The organism is Rhizobium skierniewicense Ch11, from assembly GCF_023757665.1.
Lineage (GTDB): Bacteria > Pseudomonadota > Alphaproteobacteria > Rhizobiales > Rhizobiaceae > Agrobacterium > Agrobacterium skierniewicense.
Genome location: NZ_RXPG01000007.1, coordinates 82,974 through 101,442 on the forward strand (window position 1 = coordinate 82,974; position 18,469 = coordinate 101,442).

General features: G+C 59.3%; 22 protein-coding genes. All 22 read left to right on the forward strand.

The window, feature by feature from the left end:
- Window positions 1-666 (forward strand): phage protein Gp27 family protein, encoded by a 666-nt coding sequence (locus EKM04_RS07360; RefSeq protein ID WP_183897085.1) that lies wholly within the window; start codon window positions 1-3, stop codon window positions 664-666.
- Window positions 663-851 (forward strand): hypothetical protein, encoded by a 189-nt coding sequence (locus tag EKM04_RS07365; protein WP_183897084.1) that lies wholly within the window; start codon window positions 663-665, stop codon window positions 849-851. The genes EKM04_RS07360 and EKM04_RS07365 overlap by 4 nt, the downstream gene beginning before the upstream one ends.
- Window positions 852-987: 136 nt before the next feature.
- Window positions 988-2,526 (forward strand): hypothetical protein, encoded by a 1,539-nt coding sequence (locus EKM04_RS07370; RefSeq protein ID WP_234910992.1) that lies wholly within the window; start codon window positions 988-990, stop codon window positions 2,524-2,526.
- Window positions 2,526-4,097, forward strand: coding sequence for a DUF935 domain-containing protein (locus EKM04_RS07375; protein ID WP_183897082.1), 1,572 nt, complete (start codon window positions 2,526-2,528; stop codon window positions 4,095-4,097). The genes EKM04_RS07370 and EKM04_RS07375 overlap by 1 nt, the downstream gene beginning before the upstream one ends.
- Window positions 4,094-5,272, forward strand: coding sequence for a phage head morphogenesis protein (locus EKM04_RS07380; protein WP_234910988.1), 1,179 nt, complete (start codon window positions 4,094-4,096; stop codon window positions 5,270-5,272). The genes EKM04_RS07375 and EKM04_RS07380 overlap by 4 nt, the downstream gene beginning before the upstream one ends.
- A complete protein-coding gene (locus tag EKM04_RS07385; protein ID WP_183897081.1) occupies window positions 5,269-5,778 on the forward strand; it encodes a phage virion morphogenesis protein in 510 nt (169 codons plus the stop codon). Before EKM04_RS07380 ends, EKM04_RS07385 begins: the two co-directional genes overlap by 4 nt.
- Before the next feature lie 73 nt (window positions 5,779-5,851).
- The gene (locus tag EKM04_RS07390; RefSeq protein WP_183897080.1) at window positions 5,852-6,892 is read left to right on the forward strand and encodes a phage protease; all 1,041 of its coding nucleotides are present in this window, start codon (window positions 5,852-5,854) and stop codon (window positions 6,890-6,892) included.
- Window position 6,893: 1 nt separating this feature from the next.
- Window positions 6,894-7,283 (forward strand): hypothetical protein, encoded by a 390-nt coding sequence (locus EKM04_RS07395; protein ID WP_183897079.1) that lies wholly within the window; start codon window positions 6,894-6,896, stop codon window positions 7,281-7,283.
- Window positions 7,284-7,292: 9 nt separating this feature from the next.
- Window positions 7,293-8,186: a Mu-like prophage major head subunit gpT family protein gene (locus EKM04_RS07400; RefSeq protein ID WP_183897078.1), complete on the forward strand. Its 894-nt coding sequence runs from the start codon at window positions 7,293-7,295 to the stop codon at window positions 8,184-8,186.
- A 138-nt stretch (window positions 8,187-8,324) separates the two neighbouring features.
- Window positions 8,325-8,804: an HI1506-related protein gene (locus EKM04_RS07405; RefSeq protein ID WP_183897077.1), complete on the forward strand. Its 480-nt coding sequence runs from the start codon at window positions 8,325-8,327 to the stop codon at window positions 8,802-8,804.
- A 63-nt stretch (window positions 8,805-8,867) separates the two neighbouring features.
- Entirely contained in the window at window positions 8,868-9,305 is a 438-nt protein-coding gene (locus EKM04_RS07410; RefSeq protein WP_183897076.1) for a gp436 family protein, read from the forward strand.
- On the forward strand, window positions 9,305-9,883 hold the full coding sequence (locus EKM04_RS07415) for a hypothetical protein (protein WP_183897075.1): 579 nt from the start codon (window positions 9,305-9,307) through the stop codon (window positions 9,881-9,883). The genes EKM04_RS07410 and EKM04_RS07415 overlap by 1 nt, the downstream gene beginning before the upstream one ends.
- A gap of 8 nt (window positions 9,884-9,891) precedes the next feature.
- Window positions 9,892-10,071 (forward strand): DUF2635 domain-containing protein, encoded by a 180-nt coding sequence (locus EKM04_RS07420; RefSeq protein WP_183897074.1) that lies wholly within the window; start codon window positions 9,892-9,894, stop codon window positions 10,069-10,071.
- Window positions 10,071-11,558, forward strand: coding sequence for a phage tail sheath subtilisin-like domain-containing protein (locus tag EKM04_RS07425; RefSeq protein ID WP_183897073.1), 1,488 nt, complete (start codon window positions 10,071-10,073; stop codon window positions 11,556-11,558). Before EKM04_RS07420 ends, EKM04_RS07425 begins: the two co-directional genes overlap by 1 nt.
- 16 nt (window positions 11,559-11,574) lie before the next feature.
- Window positions 11,575-11,937: a phage tail tube protein gene (locus EKM04_RS07430; RefSeq protein WP_183897072.1), complete on the forward strand. Its 363-nt coding sequence runs from the start codon at window positions 11,575-11,577 to the stop codon at window positions 11,935-11,937.
- The gene (locus tag EKM04_RS07435; protein WP_183897071.1) at window positions 11,937-12,434 is read left to right on the forward strand and encodes a phage tail assembly protein; all 498 of its coding nucleotides are present in this window, start codon (window positions 11,937-11,939) and stop codon (window positions 12,432-12,434) included. The genes EKM04_RS07430 and EKM04_RS07435 overlap by 1 nt, the downstream gene beginning before the upstream one ends.
- Window positions 12,434-12,568 (forward strand): hypothetical protein, encoded by a 135-nt coding sequence (locus tag EKM04_RS22905; protein ID WP_268842313.1) that lies wholly within the window; start codon window positions 12,434-12,436, stop codon window positions 12,566-12,568. Before EKM04_RS07435 ends, EKM04_RS22905 begins: the two co-directional genes overlap by 1 nt.
- 81 nt (window positions 12,569-12,649) lie before the next feature.
- On the forward strand, window positions 12,650-15,163 hold the full coding sequence (locus tag EKM04_RS07440; RefSeq protein ID WP_183897070.1) for a phage tail tape measure protein: 2,514 nt from the start codon (window positions 12,650-12,652) through the stop codon (window positions 15,161-15,163).
- The gene (locus EKM04_RS07445; protein ID WP_183897069.1) at window positions 15,163-16,416 is read left to right on the forward strand and encodes a DNA circularization N-terminal domain-containing protein; all 1,254 of its coding nucleotides are present in this window, start codon (window positions 15,163-15,165) and stop codon (window positions 16,414-16,416) included. The genes EKM04_RS07440 and EKM04_RS07445 overlap by 1 nt, the downstream gene beginning before the upstream one ends.
- Complete coding sequence (locus EKM04_RS07450) at window positions 16,416-16,748, forward strand: hypothetical protein (RefSeq protein ID WP_183897068.1); 333 nt, start codon at window positions 16,416-16,418, stop codon at window positions 16,746-16,748. The genes EKM04_RS07445 and EKM04_RS07450 overlap by 1 nt, the downstream gene beginning before the upstream one ends.
- A complete protein-coding gene (locus tag EKM04_RS07455) occupies window positions 16,745-17,944 on the forward strand; it encodes a phage baseplate assembly protein (RefSeq protein ID WP_183897067.1) in 1,200 nt (399 codons plus the stop codon). Before EKM04_RS07450 ends, EKM04_RS07455 begins: the two co-directional genes overlap by 4 nt.
- A complete protein-coding gene (locus EKM04_RS07460) occupies window positions 17,941-18,462 on the forward strand; it encodes a phage baseplate assembly protein (RefSeq protein WP_183897066.1) in 522 nt (173 codons plus the stop codon). The genes EKM04_RS07455 and EKM04_RS07460 overlap by 4 nt, the downstream gene beginning before the upstream one ends.
- The last annotated feature ends 7 nt before the right edge of the window (window positions 18,463-18,469 follow it).

Here is an 18,469-nt window from a genome sequence, read left to right on the forward strand (position 1 = left end):
ATGGCCAAAGCACGCGGTCACCTCTCTGCTATCGACCGGCTTCCTGATGAATGCTCCGATATTATTTCGTGGGCTTCGCAGGAACTGGCGAACCGCGACCGGACACAAGTCGAAATCTACGGTGAGTGGAAAACCAAGCTGATCGCTCTCCAGGGCGAGACCGGCCTTGGTTTTGATATCCCATCGTTCTCGGCATTCAACCGCCATGCGATCCGCCTGTCACAGATGACACGCCGCCTGGAGCAAACCCGCGAAATCGCCGCGACGATATCCGAGCGAATGGATGCGGCCGGATCGGATGATCTCACACTGATTGCCGCCGAGGCGATCAAGACACTGATCTTCGAAATCCTCCAGTCCTCCGGTGATGCAGGCCTTTCGCCAAAGGGTGCGATGGAACTGGCGAACGCGCTGCGCGCTGCATCGTCTGCGCAGGTCGCTTCATCGAACCGACGCATGAAACTCGAAGCCGAAGAAAAGGCCCGCAAGGCGATCGCGGACATGAATGACAAGGCGGAGAAGGCTTTCGATATCCTGTCCAACGAGCCCGGCATCACGAAAGAAGCCATCGCCCGCGCCCGGCGCGAATTCCTCGGAGTGCGACCAAAGGCGAAATCTGTACCTGAAGTTTCCAAGGTTACTGAAGAGAAGGATGGTGGCCAGTGATCAAAGCGACCTTCATTCCGTATTCGGAACTGGCCTGCACGAAATGCGACGGTATCGGCCGCGCCATCAAACGCATCAACCGCAGGCGGGACGGCACAGTTTCCAGCGTCGTCTATGATCTGAAGAACGATTGCCGCCCGTGCAAGGGGACTGGCCTCTCCTGCATGGAGGTGAGCCGTGGCTGAACCGCTGCCCGGCTTGCCGCAAGGCAATTGGATCGACCCGCCTGTGCTACCTACCGATCCGGCTCAGTTGCCGGTCGAATTGCCTCGTGGCGGTGATATTCCCGACGACTTCGATCCCTTGGCCGATGGTGTCCTTATGGAACACCAAGCCGAATGGCTCGCGGATGACAGCCTGCTGAAAGGCTGCGCCAAAGGACGACGAACCGGTATTACTTTTGCCGAAGCGTTGGACGCAACACTGATTGCAGCTGCGCAGCGATCGGCTGGTGGGCAGAACTATTTTTATATCCCCGACACCAAGCCGAAGGGCCGGGAGTTCATCGGCTATGCGGCACACTTCGCGAAGTCGGTGGCCAAAGAACTATTGACGATCGAGGATGGCATCTTCTTCGATCAACGGGCAGACGGCACTACGAACGCGATCTCCAGCTACATCATCCGTTTCAAATCGGGCTTCCGCATTGAGGCACTGTCATCGCGCCCGGAAAACATTCGTGGTTTGCAGGGCACCGTCTGCATCGACGAAGCCGCGTTTCACCGTGATGTTCGCGAAGTTATCGATTCGGTTGCAGCCCTTCTCATCTGGGGCGGCAAGGTCCGTATCATTTCGTCGCACAACGGCGTCAGCAACCCGTTCAACGAACTGATCAAGGAAGCCGAGGCCGGAAAGAACGGCTTCAACTTCCACACATTCACCTTCGGCGATGCTGTCAAGAACGGTCTTTTCAAGCGCGTCTGCCTGATCAAAGGTGAAGAGTGGACGCTTGAGAAAGAAGAAGAGTGGGAGCGGAAAATCCGTTCGGCCTACGGCACGCGCACCGCCAAGATGAAACAGGAACTGGACGCGATCCCGGCCGAGGCCGAAGGATCGGCGCTGACCCGCGTCATCATCGAGCGCTGCATGAGCCGCGATCTGCCAGCCGTCGCACGATGGGATCGGCCTGACGACTTCAAAAACCTTGAGGACTACGAGCGCGAAGAACAGACGGAACAGTTCTGTGAAGGGGTCTTAAAGCCGCTTTTAAACCAGCTCGACAAGGAGCGTGAACATTGCTTCGGCGAAGACTTTGCGCGTTCTGGCGACAAGACCGCCGTCGTTGTCTTCGAGATCGGTCCCGACGCTGTCCGTCGCGCACGCCTCGTCGTCGAACTCAAGAACATTCCGTTCGATCAGCAGCGCGACATCCTTTTCTACATTGGAGACGGCTTGCCCCGCATGGTCGGCGGCGCCCTCGATGCGCGAGGCAACGGCCAGTACCTTGCCGAAAAAGCCCGCCAGCGCTGGGGTGAGTGCATCCACGAAATCATGCTGTCGCCCAAATGGTACGCCGCCAACATGCCGGGTTACATCGAAGCCTTTGGCGAAAAGTCCGTGCTGTTCCCATACGACATCGATGTCATCGCCGATCACCAGGGGCTGGCCTACGTCAACGGCATCATCAAGGTGCCGGATGGTCATTCGACCAAAGGTGTCGATGGTTACGACCGGCACGGCGACACCTCGATTGCGGGTGCGCTTGCGTTCTTTGCCTCCAACCAGGAGGCCATCGCCTACGAATACGAGACCGGCCGCAAGAGTGCCGGCACATCCATGCGTGGTCACAATGGTGGACCGCCGATGGATGATGACCGGCGCGGCCGCACCGTGGACGTTTACCTGAGAGGATCATTGTAATGGGTAGTTTTCGCGATTGGCTTGGCAACGTCATTGCTGGCCGCGATCTGAGTGACGAACATGCAGGCGCACAGATCGGCGGTGTCAGGCAGCACACGTCGAATCAGCAGACCATCGGCATGACGCCGGTCAAGCTCGCCTCGATCCTGCGTGCGGCCGACAATGGCGACCCGGAGGCGTTCTTCGAACTGGCGGAACAGATCGAGGAACTCGACCCGCATTACGTCGCGCAGCTCGCCACGCGTAAACGGTCTGTCGCGCAGTTGCCGATCACGGTCAAAGCGGCCAGTGACAGCGCCGAGCATGAACAGCACGCCGCATTCGTGAGGGCATGGGTTGACCAGGGCATTTTGCGCTCCAGCCTGTTCGACATGCTCGATGCGATCGGCAAGGCCATTTCGTTCATGGAAATCGACTGGCAGGTTCGTCACGGTCATCTCTGCCCGGCAAAGCTCACTTGGCAAACACAGCGTTGGTTCACCTTCGACAAGATGGACGGCGACACGCCGCTGCTGCGGGACGTGGGCGGCGACAAGCCGTTTGCGCCACACAAGTTCATCGTCCATCGTTCCAAGGTCAAATCCGGCCTGACGATCCGCTCTGGCATCGCCCGTGTGGCGGTCTGGTATTGGATGTTCAAGAGCTTCACGGTGAAGGATTGGGCGATCTTCTGCCAGAACTATGGCCAGCCGATCCGCATCGGCAAATATGGCCGAGGTGCAACGGAAGCTGAAAAGGATGTTTTGTGGCGGGCTGTGTCCGGCATTGCTGGTGACTGCGCAGCCATCATGCCACGCGAGATGCTTGTCGAGTTTCACGAGGTCGGATCGAAGAGCAGCTCGACGGATATGTATGAGCGCCGCACCGACTGGCATAACCGCGAAGTGTCCAAGCTGGTCCTTGGCCAGACGACTACGACAGACGCGGTCTCAGGCGGTCATGCGGTTGCCAAGGAACATCGCCTCGTCCAGGAGGACATCGAGCGTTCCGACGCGCTCGAAACGTCTGGCACTTTCAACGCCCAGCTCATTCCAAATATGGTGGCATTCAATTTTGGGCCGCAGGATCATTATCCGACGCTCGCTATCGGCCGTCCAGACGAAGTACCGATCGACGTTTTCTCATCTGCATTCGAGAAGCTCGGTCCTCTCGGTCTGACGGCCGACGCGGGATGGATGCGTGACCGCCTCGGCATCCCCGCACCAAAGACCGACGCTGAGATCGTTGGCGGCCGTCCAGTTGCCCCGGCTCCGGTCAAAGAGGAAAAGACCCAACCAACAAAGCACGCGCTCGATCGCGTCTTTGCGTCTGCGCACAGCCGAACACAGCCAAACATCATGGACGCTCTCACCGATCGGCTTGAGCAAGAAGCGTCAGAAGCAATGAATGGCATGATCGAGAAGGTCCGAAATGTTTTGATGCAGGCGACCGATCTGGCCGATGCTGGTAGGCGGGTGGCTACACTCGGTCTGTCGGCCGACGAGCTTGCCGAGGCCATGGCGAGAACAATGACCTTGGCGCATCTCGCGGGACAAGCTGCCCTCGTTGATGACCTTGCGGGGCGCACATGACAGGAAGCCCCCTGACGCGCTTCAAGGGGTTGTTTGCGGCAATCCCCGCTGGAAGCTCTCAAAACGCCTCCACGGCCTTCAATTCGGCTTCAATTTTCGGATCGTCCATCATTACTCTGATGGCAAGCGCGATCGATGCCCTCAGTCTGCCATTTGATGAAGCGATCGATTTTCTTCGCCAGAAAACGGCAGTGCCGACCAAGAGCTATCGCGATGTCTGGGATGCTGCCCATTCCAAGATGTTCATGGTGGCCGGTGCCAACAGCCAGGCGCTCGTCGATGACTTTCAGAATGCCATCGTGAAGGCGGCTGAACAAGGTCTGACGCTCGAAGATTTCCGGGCCGACTTCGACGATATCGTGAAGCGTCACGGCTGGCAGTACAAGGGAGCGCGGGGCTGGCGCTCTCGTCTCATCTTCGAAACCAACCTCGCATCTGCCTATGCTGCCGGTCGCTATGCCCAGATGAGCGAGCCAGACACGCTCGAAGCATTCCCGTTCTGGCAGTACAATCATTCCGGCGCGCTGCACCCACGCCTCAATCACAAGGCCTGGGACGGAATGGTCTTTGCCGCTGACGATCCATTCTGGAACACCAACTATCCGCCGAACGGATACAAGTGCGGTTGCTTCGTGACGCCGGTGTCTCGCCCTGGTCTCAAGCGCCTCGGCAAGTCGAAGCCTGACGAAGCACCTAACCTCGACCAGCTCGGCACGGATCAGCCGCTTGGCGTCGATCCATCTTTTGCCTACAATCCCGGCAAAGCATGGCTGGAACAGACCGCACCTGGTGCAACGCCAGTCAGCGCGAACGAAGTGCAGGTTAACAGCTTCATTCTATCAGCGGCACGGGGCAAGTGGCCTGATGGCAGCTGGACACCTGCTGGCGTGACCAGCGAGGCGATTGCTGCGGATCTCGGCGTGAAGGCCGGTACCGAATTCCGGCTGCTGGCAGAAACCGTCCGAGACCTCGATATCAGCAGAACCGACGCGGCGTCCTATGCGACCGTCCCGCGCCGTCTCGCACGGGCCGGGAAAGTCACCTCGCGTGGAAACGGCATCTATACCGTGTCGGGCGAACATCAGGGGCGCGATTGGTCGCTCGATGTCGCCCTGGCCGAAGACGATGATCGTCAGCGTCTCTATGTCAGGACACTGCGCGAGGGCGGTCTATGAGTGGCGCGGCGATCTCGATCACCATGCAGGTTCTCGATTCGGAAGTCCGTCGCGGTTTTCGCCAGCTCGAAGGCGTGATGCGCGACACGACGCCGGTGATGCGTGCGATCGGCGTCGGCCTCGTGGGCTCAACCCATATGCGGTTCGTCACTCAGACCGATCCCGATGGCAATGCCTGGGCCGCGTTGAACCCGCTATATGCGGAAGGCAAACGCAACGCTCGCATCCTGACCGAAAGCGGCCGCCTGCGAAACAGCATCAATGCCAGGGCGAGCAATGACGAAGTTCTGGTCGGCTCCAACCTGATCTATGCGGCACCTCACCAGTTCGGCGCTGTCATCAAGCCGGTGTCTGCTCCATACCTTCGTTTTCGCATGGGCGGGAACCTTATCAAAGCTGACAGTGTTACCTTGCCCGCACGCCCCTTCCTCGGTATATCATCCGACGACGAAGCGATGATCGCCGAAACCGTCTTTGGTTTCGTGGAACGCTACTCCTCCCGTTAAAATCCCCGCCTGATTTCTCCCGCCTGCATTGGCGGGCATGATTTGCGTTTTGCGCCCGTGGCATATCCCGGTCATGCACAACACGATCTCGACCCTCATTATCGCTCTTCAGTCGGCAACCGCTGGCGCACCGGAATGGATGCACGTCATCCCGGCCGGTCGCTTCACCGGCGTCGATGGGCGCGGGCCATATTTTCTCAACGACGCTGCGGCAGTCGTTGCGAACTTCGCATCCGAAGGACGTAAACTTCCGATCGACGAAAATCACTCCACCGATCTGGCAGGCAAGAAGGGCTTCGCTGCTCCCGCACGCGGCTGGATTGTCGATCTGCAATCGCGTGAAGACGGTATCTGGGCCAAGGTCGAATGGACGCCTGAAGGTTTGTCCCTGATGCAGGGCAAGGCCTACGGCTACGTGTCGCCGGTTCTACAGCATCCGCCAAAGCCACCTTACAACATTGCCCGGCTTTTGCGTGTGGCTCTGACCAACGATCCGAACCTCACTCTTACATCCCTACATTCCAACTCTCAGGAGAACTCTATGGACATCGTAGCGCTCCGGAAGGCTCTTGGCCTGCCGGAAACCGCAGATGAGACCGCAGTCCTTGCGGCCATCACTGCGTCTCACTCCGCCAGCACCAGTCAGGCAGCGCTTATGAGCCGCGTTGCCCAGGCTGTCGGCGTCGATGCAACGGCTGACGGCGAAGCCCTCGTGACGGCGCTGAATGCAAAGCTGAAGCCCGTCACCACGGTCGAGGCCGAAAACTCCGAGCTTAAGGCACAGGTTACGTCCCTCAACTCTCGCGTCGAGACGCTTGTCACGACCCACGCGATGGAGAAGGCAACGACAACCATCGACGCGGCGATCGCGGCAGGCAAGGTCGTTCCCGCCCTTCGCGACCATATGATTGCCCGCCATTCCAAGAACCCGACAGAGGTCGAGACCGAGCTGAAGCTCGCGCCATCGATCAACGCCGGTGGGCTTGGCAATCGTCAGCCACCCGTGACCGGTGAAACTGCAACCGAAGAAGAACTCAAGGTCGCGTCCATGATGGGCGTTGATCCCGAGGCCTTCAAGAAGCAGCACGCGACGCTGCACGCAAAGGGAGCCTAACATGGCGGCAACATCTGACATTCGCCGCAAGTGGCGCGCCGGTGACGCTTACGGTTATCCGGTTCTCGGCGGCGTGCGCATCTTCGGTGGCACCATGATCGGCGTCACAGCCGCTCTTGCAGCCGTGCCTGCCGCGCACCCCAACTGCGTGGCGCTCATCGGCTTTGCCGAGGAGGCCGTCGATAACAGCGCGGGCGCAACCGGCGACCGCCTGATCAACGCCCGCAAGGGTGTCACCAACATTCCGCTTGCCGGTGCCACGCCAGCCAATATCGGCTCGGCTGTCTACGCCTCGGCCGACGACACTTTCACGTTGGCTGCGGGCGCTTTGCTCAAGGCTGGCACCATCGACGCCATCGACGCGGACGGCGTCTGGCTCAAGACGAATTAAGGGGCCGAAATGGACATTAACGTCACCAATCTGCGCGGCATCTACACGGGCCTTTCGACCCTGTTCAATCAGGCGCTTGCCGCAACGCCTACTTTCTACAACACAATCGCGATGACGGTTGGCTCAACCACTTTTGCCAACGAGTACCCGCGCCTGGACGATCTGCCCGGCTTCCGCGAATGGATCGGCGATCGCGTTGCCCATGACGTTGGTGCATCGCTCTATTCGATCACCAACCGTTCATTCGAAAAGACCATTGCGATCAAGCGCCGTCAGATTGAAGACGATCAAGTCGGCATCTTCACGCCGATCGCAGCGCAATACGGTCAGGACGGTGCGGCATTCCCAGATACGCTGGTGTGGCCTCTCTTCAAGAAGGGTGAGACCACACCCTGCTATGACGGGCAGTATTATTTCGACACCGATCATCCCGGCTATAACGAGCAGGGCAACCAGATTTCGGTTTCGAACTATTCGGCCGGTGGCCAGCCCGCTTGGTACCTCGTGGATGACACACAGGTCATCAAACCGATGATCTGGCAGAACCGCAAAGCGATCAAGCTGACGCAGATGTTTGCGGAAACCGACCCGAACGTGTTCTGGCGCGACGAATATGTCTGGGGTGCCGACACACGCGGTAACGCCGGTTTCGGTCTCTGGCAGCTGGCCTACAAGTCCAAGCTGGAGCTGACACAGGCAAACTACGACGCCGCCCGCACCACGATGCAGTCGATCCGCAAGCGCGACGGCCAGATCAACGCGATCCGTCCGACCAAGCTGCTCGTCCCGCCGAACTTGGAATCGACAGCCCGCAAGATCGTCGAGGCGGCTTTGATCAATGGCGGCGACACAAACGTCTGGGCAAAGACCGCGACCGTCGTCGTCATCCCGCATCTCGCATAACCCGATCGGCCGAGCACCACATGGCTCTGCCGCTCCCGCTAGCAATCTCCTCCTCTACCTCCCGGATTGCTGGCGGGTTTTCGGAAAACGGCGCGATCGCCGCTTTCCTGAAACCCGTCGAGAACCAAGGAACCCGCAATGTCTCAAATTCAGATCATCTGCTCGAAGCCAGGCATTCGCCGTAACGGTATCGAGAACCCTGCATCGGCCATCTATCCTGCCGACCGCTGGACTCCAGAGCAGCTCCAGGCGTTCAAAGCCGATCCTGCTTTCATCGTGCAGGAAGTTGGGTCGGGTGGCGTCAAGCTCACCGGCGTTGATTTCGACACCGCGGTTGCGGCTGAAGTGCAAAAGCAGGTTGAGGGCATCACGTCAGCCCTTCAGACATCATTCAACGCCAAGGTCGCCGAAGCCGCGACCGAGCGAGTGGCGAACCTTCAGGCCGACCACGACAACGCGCTCGATGCTCTCGGCAAGAAGCTTGAAGCGGCCGAGGCTGAAATTCTGATCCTGAAGGCGGCTCCAGCACCGGCCCCAACGACCGCGCCTGTCAGCGATGCGTCCGGCACCGAACCCGTCGCTGAACCTGAAAAAGCAAAGACAGCGCCAAAGAAATAACCCCCGAGCGACCGCACGGCGGCGGGGCGATCCGGCCCCGCCGCACTTCACCAGGAGCATTCCATGTACGCCACTGTCACCGATATGATCGCCCGCTTTGGAGAGGTGCAGATCGTGCGCCTGTCCAATCCGGAGGATCGTGAGACCTCGGTGCCAGACGAGGCGAAGGTCAACACGGCCTTGGAAGATGCCACCGCGCTGATCAACAGCTATATTCGCGGGCGCTACCTCGTTCCGATCGCGGCCCCGCCCAAAGACATCGTGCGCGCCGCCTGCGTGATCGCCCGCCACGATCTGGCAGACACGGAGCGGTCCAGTCCGTCAGATGAAATGACCAAGGGCAAAGCCGAAGTCATTAAATGGCTGGAGAACATCGCCAAGGAAATCGTGCATCTCGACATTCCGCTTGCCACCGTGACAGGCGGCGACAGCGTCGGTTCTGGGCCACGCATTTCTGACCGCCAACGCATCGTCACCTCAGACACATTGCGGGGGTTTTGATGGATAGCTTTCCATTGATGCCGATCCGCAATCAGGAACCGCTCATTGTCGAGCGACTTCGGATTGCGTTCCCGACAAAGACTTTCACGATCGAGCGCGTGCCGCAGACGATGAGCCTGACCGAGTTTCAGCGCATTGCCAAACTTACGCCCTTCCTCGGTCTCGCGTGGACCGGCATGAAGGCGGATGGCGACAACGGGCGAATGCTCAAAGGCAACATGCTGTGGCGGCTTATCCTCGTAAACAAGGTTTCGAGCGGCCATGAAGCCCGCTTTAAGGGCGACCGCAGAGATATCGGCATGGATGCCATGGTCGATGTCGCCGCCGTCCTTCTCCAGGGCGTGAGCTTTCAGGGGCAAGGAACGACGAACGTCACGCTGGCCAACAGTGTGATTGCCGATGGCTGGAGCGATGACAACATCGCAATCAGTCAGCTCGACTTCACCTTCAGCTTTGCGTGCCGAGCAGCTGCAACCGGCAAGATGACGCCTGAAGACTTCAAGGGGCTTGGCATCACCTGGGCGATGCCAGGCGCTGGCGACGATTTCACCGACACCATCGAAACACCGCAGGAGTAACAACGGCCATGGCCACCAAAACACTCGTCGCGGCCGAGGGCCGCACTGTCCATCAACCCGACGGCTCGCTGTGGCCAGCCGAGGGCATGGAAGACCCGCAAACCCACTTCACCCGCCGTCGCATTGCGGACGGCGATTTGATCGTAAAGCCGCGTGAAGTCGCGAAGAAAACCGAGGAGACCAAGTAATGGATTTCAACGAAATCCCGGTCGATAGACTTGAACCGGCCGTCCTGCTGGAAATCCGGGCAAACTACCGCAATGTCGGCGTTCTGCCTTGGCCTGAAAAGGTCTGCATCATTGGCCAGCGACTTGCCTCGGGAACGCTGGCACCCGGCGTCATTCGCGAAATCACCCGCGCCGACGAGGGTATTTCCCTGTTCGGCCGTGGCTCGATCGGCGCGGAGCAGGTCGCCTTTTTCAAGAAGGCCAACCGCAATACGCCGCTATTCGTCACCGCGCTTGCCGACGATGCTGACGGCGTGAAGGCGACGGGATCGTTCACCTTTGCGGGCAACGTCGCAAGCGCCCTGGTGCTTCGCTTCAAGATCGGTGGACGGCAGGTTCGCATGACCGCGATCGCCACGGACAACATCGCCGCACTGGCGGCAAAGCTTGCCGCCGCGATCAACGCCGATAGCGACATGGTGGCAACCGCCGCCTCGGCTGCTGGCGTCGTCACCGTGACCTCTCGTCACGCCGGTGAAGTTGGCAATGAGATCGATCTGCGCGTCGATACCAAGGCTCAGCCCTTACCGCAGGGACTGACCGTTACCGTCGTGCCGATGGCGGGAGGCTCCGGCAATCCTGATATTCAGGCAGTGCTCGATGCTCTGACGACGACATGGTTCACCAAGATCACGCACCCATGGTCCGACACCACCAACGTCACCAAGACAGTCGAGTGGCTGCGCCAGCGCTACCTTGCGACATCGAAGCTGGATTGCCACGCCTTCGTGTTCAAGGCCGGGACATATGGCCAGCTCACCACCTTCGGCAATCTGACGAACAGTGCTTTCCTGACGACAGGTGGTCTGAAGAAAAGCCCAACGCCAGCCTGGGCAATCGCGGCCTCGGCGCTTGGTGTCGCTTCGTTCTATCTGACGGCCGATCCGGCTCGCCAGTTGCGCTCCCTGGTGTTGCCCGGCGTGGAGGCTCCCGACGAGGCTGATCAGTTCCTGGACGAAGAAAACGATCTGCTGCTGCGCAACGGTATCTCGACTTTCGATCATTTGTCCGATGGCAGCGTGACCATTTCGCGCATGATCACGACTTACAAACAGACCAACCTCGGCATTGCCGATCGCGCCTGGCTGGACATCATGGTGCCGATGACCATGAGCCGCATTCGCTACGACTGGTCGGCCTATGTCGGCCTCATGTATCCGCGTTCCAAGCTGGCCGATGACGACAGTGCCGGTGCCTTCGCGTCCCGCATTGATGACGATGAGGATGCAGGCACATCGGTCGTCACACCGAAGCGCATGGCCGGATCGTGGGCGGCACGGTGCAAGCTCTACGGCGAAAAGGTCTGGATCGAAGACGTTCAAAAGACTTTGCGCGAGAGCCGGTTCGAACGTAACGGCGATGACCGCAACCGCCTTGATAGCGTCCAGCAGGTCCGCATCGTCGGCAATCTGATGGTGTTTGCTGGCGCTCTGGAATTTCAGGTTTAACGGGGATTTTTAAACGATGACACAGGTATTGGGCATCGTCGATATCATCTGGCGGGGACGTAACCTGCCAGTTGAGAAAGGCGCAAAATTCAGGATGGGCGGCATCAAGAACAATGCCGTTACCTATGGCCGCAAGGTCGGCCGGGCGCAGGAGTATCAAGGCTCCGAAATCTCGGCCACCACGCATCTGGAAGCCGGTCAGCGGCTTGGCAACCTGCTCGATCCCGGTGAGGGCGAATTGCAGGTCGTGTGCGACACCGGCCAGACTCTCGTCTTTAACGACGCCTTCCTCGTCGACGACAGGTCGGAAGTCACTGGCGGCGAAGGCGGCAAGATCGAACTCAAGTGGGCGGCGTCTTCGCCAGAGGAAATTCTATAATGGGAACGAAGATTACAAACAGTGTTGATATCGATCTTGACGAGGGTCAGGCGGCAGGCTTGGTGAACGCCGATAATGACGGTACCAGTGTCATCGATGAGGACACAGTGGGCATCATTGATCCTGCCTTGGACCCCGACATCATCAATGAGGACGAGCACCCACTGGACAAGCTGCCACCGCATGCCGTCCTTAACAAAGATGGCACCGTAACCTTGCCGCTTGCCTACCCCAAGACTTTGCGCACGCAAAAAGGTGGGAAGATCAAAGAAACCACCTATGACAGCTTGACGTTTCATCGTCTGAACGGCGCTGACACCCGAGCCGTTTCCGCAGCGTCGGAAGAGTCCATGTCAGTGGTCGCTTTCTCACGTTCGACAAAAATCACTCAAGTCGTGATGAACGCGTTATTCGACAGGATGGACGCAAAGGACATCAATGACAGTGCGAAGGTACTCAACCATTTTTTGAACAATGGCCCAAAGAGTGGCCGATAATGACAGGCGGTGTCGCTGATGGCTCCGGCTTCAGCGCTGCCGAAATTGACGCCATGACGATAGATGAGTTGCGGTTCTGGTGGAACTGCATCATGGCATACCGAAACCACGTCAGTGAAATGTCGAAACCTTAAGTCATGCCCGCCTGCGCTGGCGGGCATGATCAGGCTTGCGCGTGCGCGATAGTTTGGCCCCTAATTTGAGCGGGGCGCGCTGTGGCCAATCGGAACATGAACCTTGATGTGATCGTGCGCATGCGCGACATGCTTTCCGGTCCTTTGCGTCGTATTCGTAGCGCCCTAGAAGGCATCTCAAGCTTCGCCCGGAAAATCGGCATTGTTGGCGCGGCTGTCGCGGCCATCTCCTTCATGGGGCCGATGAAAGAAGCTGCTGCCTTCCAGCAGCAACTCCTCGACATAGCGGGAACGGCTAATCTCACCAATCAAGCTGCCTTTAATTTCGTAGACCAAGCGAAGGCTCAGTACGAAGAGCTGGCGCTGATCGTCGGGCAAACCTCTGACATCATCGCGTCTGGCGCTGGCCAGATGATCGCGGCCGGTGTGGACCGATCGTTAATCGATGCTTCCATCGGAATCATCGGCAAGGCCGCGACCGCAGCCAACGCCGAGTTCAGCGATATGTCGGCGGTCGCCACGTCGCTGCTTCAGACACTGAAGGTTCCTGCCGACCAGCTGGAGAACTCACTTGGTGCGCTTGTCGTTGCAGGTAAGGAAGGCGCGTTCGAGCTGAAGGACATGGCGCGGTATTTCCCGACACTGACATCGCAGATGGCGAAGTTTGGCGTGACCGGCCGCGAAGCCGTCAACTTCCTTGGTGCTGCCCTCCAGATTGCCCGCAAAGGCACGGCCGATCCCGCAGAAGCTGCCAACAACCTTAAAAACTTTCTGTCCAAAATCCTCGCACCTGCGACGATCAAGAGCTTTGCCGAGGCGGGCGTGAACATCGAGGCGGTCATGAAGGATGCCGCGACGAAGGGCATCAACCCGATCGAAGCCGTCATGCAGAAGATCGTCAAACTGACGGGTGTCTCCGGTACCGAGATCGACAAACTGATGCAGAAGGCCAAGGCGTCGGGTCTGGAAGGTGCCGACGCGCTCGGCTTCGTTCGCGAGCAGCTCGAACAAATCCACGGCGCTGGTGCGCTCGGCGGGCTGTTCTCCGACATGCAGGTGATGGACTTCCTTATCCCGTTTCTGACCAACGTCGATGAATTCAAGCGGATCAAGGACGAGGTCGCAAAGGCAACCGGTGGCGTCATCGATGGCGATTTCGAAACCCAGATGCAGGGGCTCAATCGGCAACTGATCACGTTCGGGGAAATCGGCCAGCAGGCCAGCCGTGAGGTTGGTCTCGCCTTCGGCACATGGATGCCGATGATCAACGGCTACCTGATGGATGGCCTCAAATGGATGCGCGAGCTGGACGCCAGCACGGGCGGCATGGTCAAGCAGGGTATCGCTTTTGCCGGTGTTGCCATCCTCGTCGCTGCTGGCATCGGTGCGCTTGGCGTCATCCTGCCGGTGATCGCGGCCGGGCTAGGCATGCTGGCGGCATTGCTCGGTCCAGTCGGCTTGACGATCGCGGCGCTGGGGTTAGGCGCAGCGCATATCTACAAAAATTGGGGCAGCTACGGACCACGACTGATGCGGCTTTGGGATCGGGCGAAAACCGGATTTTCCCAACTGGCCGATACCGTCCGCGAGAAAGGTACCCGGATTGTTGCTGCCGGGCGCGAGATGGCGGATCGGTACGGCCCGACTGTGCGTGCCGGTCTTAGTCGTGCCATGGGAGACATCAAAGGTGGCTTAAACAATCTTCGAGGCCTCTTTGAAGGCTTCTCGAAGGGTCTCCAGTTCGATCTCTCCGGTGTCGACATAGACGGTGCAAAGCTTGCCGCGATCAAGTCTTTGGAATTGGTCTTGACCAGTCTTTCCGGCGCATGGGATCGCCTGAAATCTTTTGGAACGGGTTTCGCGATTTCGCTGCCGTCGATCGGCGAGAACGTTGGCGGAACGGTCAAAGCGATCACGGACATTGCGAGCGGTCTATGGCGGCTCGGCAGGGCGCTCGGCGCATTGACTGGCGTCGATACGGGCAAGGCCAATAGCGTCTTCGAATGGCTCGGCAGCTTTGCTGGCGGTGGCCTTGATGTCGTGACGTTCACCATCAAGAATGTCGCGGAGGCGATCGCCCAGTTGGTAAAGACGATGGCCGATCTGGCCGAGGGAAAGATCAGTTGGGAAAGCCTCGTTCCCAAAGGTGTTTCCCAGGCATGGAAAGACGCATCGGACGGCATCGGCAAGTTCGTGGCATCGGTGAAGGCGTTGCCGGGTGATTTCTACAGTGCCGGTGTTCAGGCTGGGCAGCAGATGATCAACGGTATCATCAGCAAATTTGATGAGCTGATTGCGTGGTTCAAGGGGCTACCGGATGCTATTCTGGCAGCGATCGGAAATATCGATCTATCATCCGTGATCAAAAAACCGTCCTGGATGCCAAATCTTTTTGGTGGGGGAGGTCCTGACGGCGGCGATCAGCCAGCCAACAATAATGCGCTGCCTGCGCAGCCAGGCGGAAAGACACAGGTGGAGGTCAACGGCTCGATCTCGGTGACAGGATCGAATGGTGCGACCGTTACTGGCGCACAGAGCGACAATCCGAATGTGCCGCTCAAGGCCAACACCGGTCGCGTTACGGGGCGTGAGTGATGTTCTACGACAGCCTCGACAAACTGCCCGGCCTGTTGCCCTGCATGTATCGCGGGCTCTCGCTGTTTGTGGCCGACACGAGCACGGAAAACGGACGCCGCGTTCTCGAATATCTGTTTCCCGGCGTCGATGCCCCTGCCTACGATGACTTCGGCCTTCTGCCGTCTGTCGTCACCATTGATGCCCTGGTCATTTCCGACGATTATCTGGCGCGGGCTCTGGTGTTCAAGGCCGCGTTTGAAAAGCCGGGACCGGGAATGCTCGTGCATCCATGGCTTGGCCCCATGCAGGTCATGCTCGAAGAGCCTGCCGAGATCAGCTTTTCCGCCCGCGAGCTGCGCGTGGTCAGGATCAACGCATCGTTCAAGCGCATACCGACAGGCTCTGCCGGGGGCCTGTCGTCGCTTGCTTCCAACCTCACCTCTGCGATCGCCACCATCATGTCGGCGGCATCGATCCTGTCGGGGGCAGTCGGAACCCGTGTCATTTCGTCGGCTCGCACAGCAGCCGTCACCCGATCGACCCGGATCGTCACAGCGGCTGTATCGTCCACCACGCCCGCCTCGGGATCGGCAAGAGCTGTCCCGCAGATCGTCACGGCACTATCTGCCAGCACGCCCGGCACGCCCGTGGCATTCACCGCTTGGGTGGAAAGTGCTGCCAAGGTCATCGAAACAATCAGCGAGGTGCCAGCAGTTGCACCCGCAGCCGCTGCACAGGCCGAAGTGCCTGCAACATCGCAAAGCCTGATGACCATCGGCCTAGATGTGGCGGTTGCCACCACCGCCTCGTCGGTAGCGGCACCTTCCGACATCGATCGGGCCTTGCTGATCTCAGCGGCCGTGCGCTTCATAGCTGCCGCCTGCGCGCAATCATCCTATGCGGCTTATGCCTCACGGCGCGAAGCGCTGGCATTTCGGGCGCGGGTGACGTCCGCCCTGGACGACGTTATCGAGCAGCTCGAAACCTTCGGCACCACGATGTTCCAGGCAGAGACATCTGTCCTGGTGAGACGTGCGCGGGAACTCAGCGTCGCCATCGTTATCGACATCAACGAGGTGATTGGTCGTCTGCCAGACGTTTTGACCTTCCGGCCGGAGCGAAACATCGACGCATGGGCGCTTGCGCTCCACGTCGCAGGCGACGATCCGGCCCGCATGGAAGCGGTCTATCGGGACATCGTTTCGCGCAACGATCCGCGACATCCGGCCTCGATCGAGGCGGGCGCGGTTGAACTGCTGGATATCCGCTGATGCTGGCAAACCGTACGCGTTGCATCAACCCTTGCTGCAAAAGAACTGCACCGGCCGATAAATACCCAGGCGAGATGATTTGTGGGAAGTGCTTCAAGGCGCTACCGCAGGCAGTCAAGGATAGCCATCGCTTCTTTTGGAAGCAGATCCGCAAATGGGAGCGCCGTATCACCAAGACATCGGATGAGCTGAAACTTATCCGCATGCGCAATATTGGTCGGACATGGAGCGATCGCCTGATCGCCCATTGGGACGCCGAGATCAAGGTGCGCGTCATGAACGCGGAAAAGCCTGCCGGTCTCGATTCCTTTCTTGAGGAGTTAGGCCTGTGAAAACAAAAGGCATCACGCTCTTCATCGACGGCGTCCAATATGACCAGTGGCTTTCCGGCGAAGTCACCCGCGATCTAAAGGACTTCGCCGGTTCCTTTTCCTTCACCTTCCGCGACCGTGTTCGCTCGAAGCAAGCGCTCCGTTACGCCTCGGCGGGCGCGCCCTACAAGCTGCGGCCGGGACCGGAAGTCGTCATTCGTATCGATGGCCGCACGGTGCTGAAGGGCTGGCTGGAGAAGGTGCGGCCTGACATCAGCGATCGGCAGATCAGCGTCACGATCTCCGGCCGCGACAAAAGCGGCGATCTGATCGATTGCGCCGCCATGAAGGACGTGGCCGAGTTCAACAACGTCAAGCTGGAAGATGCCGCCAAGCGCATCGCTGAACCCTTCGGCATGTCCGTCCGCTCGGAGATCGACACGGGCGAGCCCTTTGGCCGCTATTCAGTCGATCTTGCCGAGACCGCTTTCAGCGCCATCGAAAAGGGTGCCAGAAGTCGCCATGCCCTTGTCTTGTCCGATGGCATAGGCGGCGTCGTGATCACGCGCACCGGTGCGACACGCGCGCCCGCGCATCTGGTTCTTCCAGGCAACGTCTTATCCTCCGGCGCCGAGTACAGCCACGAGAACCGATTCTCGGAAACAACGGTGCGAGGCCAGGGCGAGAAGGCAGGCAAGGAGCGCGGTAAGGGCAAGCTGGATGTGACGGCCGAACCGATCGGAACCGGCGGGCGCAATCCGGGCAGTGGGTCGGCGACAGAGCAGGAACGCAAGGGAACCGCCGCGACCGGCCGCGCCAAGGATGATGAGATTACCCGCTATCGTCCGATCGTTCATCTGGCACGGTCCAAGGCCGACACCACGTCTGCCCAGGACGAGGCCGACTGGCGAAGCCGCACGGCACGGGCCGAGAGCGAGGAAATGACGTATACGGTCAAGGGCTTTATCGCCAACGGGCAGCTCTGGACGGTCAACCAGCTCACTTACGTCTCTGATGCGTTTCAGGATGTCGAGCGCGACATGCTGATTTCCCGCACACGCTTTGCCGAAGACAGTGCTGGTCGAATAACTGAACTCAGTGTCGTCAGCCCTGAAGCTTTCGACAAGGGACCGGTGGGCAACCGACGCAAGAACCAGAAAAGCAAGACATCCAGCAAGGCATCCACGTCTCTGGACGGATCGGCGGAGGCCTTATGAGCAATCGCGAACTGCTATCGAAAGTGCGCGGCCTGGTCCGGCGCGTTTCCATCAAAAACATCCGCGATGATGGCGAGGCGCAAACCGCCTCGATCGAGGTTGCCGATGGCATCTGGCGCGACAATGTCGAGGTGGCGCAGCAATATGGTATGACCAGCTCGGCACCCGAGGATGGCGGATTAGCCATCGCCATCGCGGTGGGTGGCGACGAAGGCGACATGATTGTCTTGCCGATCGGCAACCCGTCGTCTCGTCTCAGCGGTCTAGATGCTGGCGATGCGGCACTTTATAATCAGTTCGGAGATAGAGTTGTTGTCCGAGCTGGTGGTGGCATCGAAGTCACTGCCGCCAATTCCGTTGCTCTGAAGGTAGGCGGTATTTCCCTTACCATCGACGCCGCAGGGTTCCACTTCGACGGCGGTAGCATCTGGCACGATGGGGTGCCGATCGACAAGACGCATGTCCATGACGGTGTCACGCGTGGTGGTGCCAAAACTAATCCACCAGTAAGCGGCTGAGCTACAC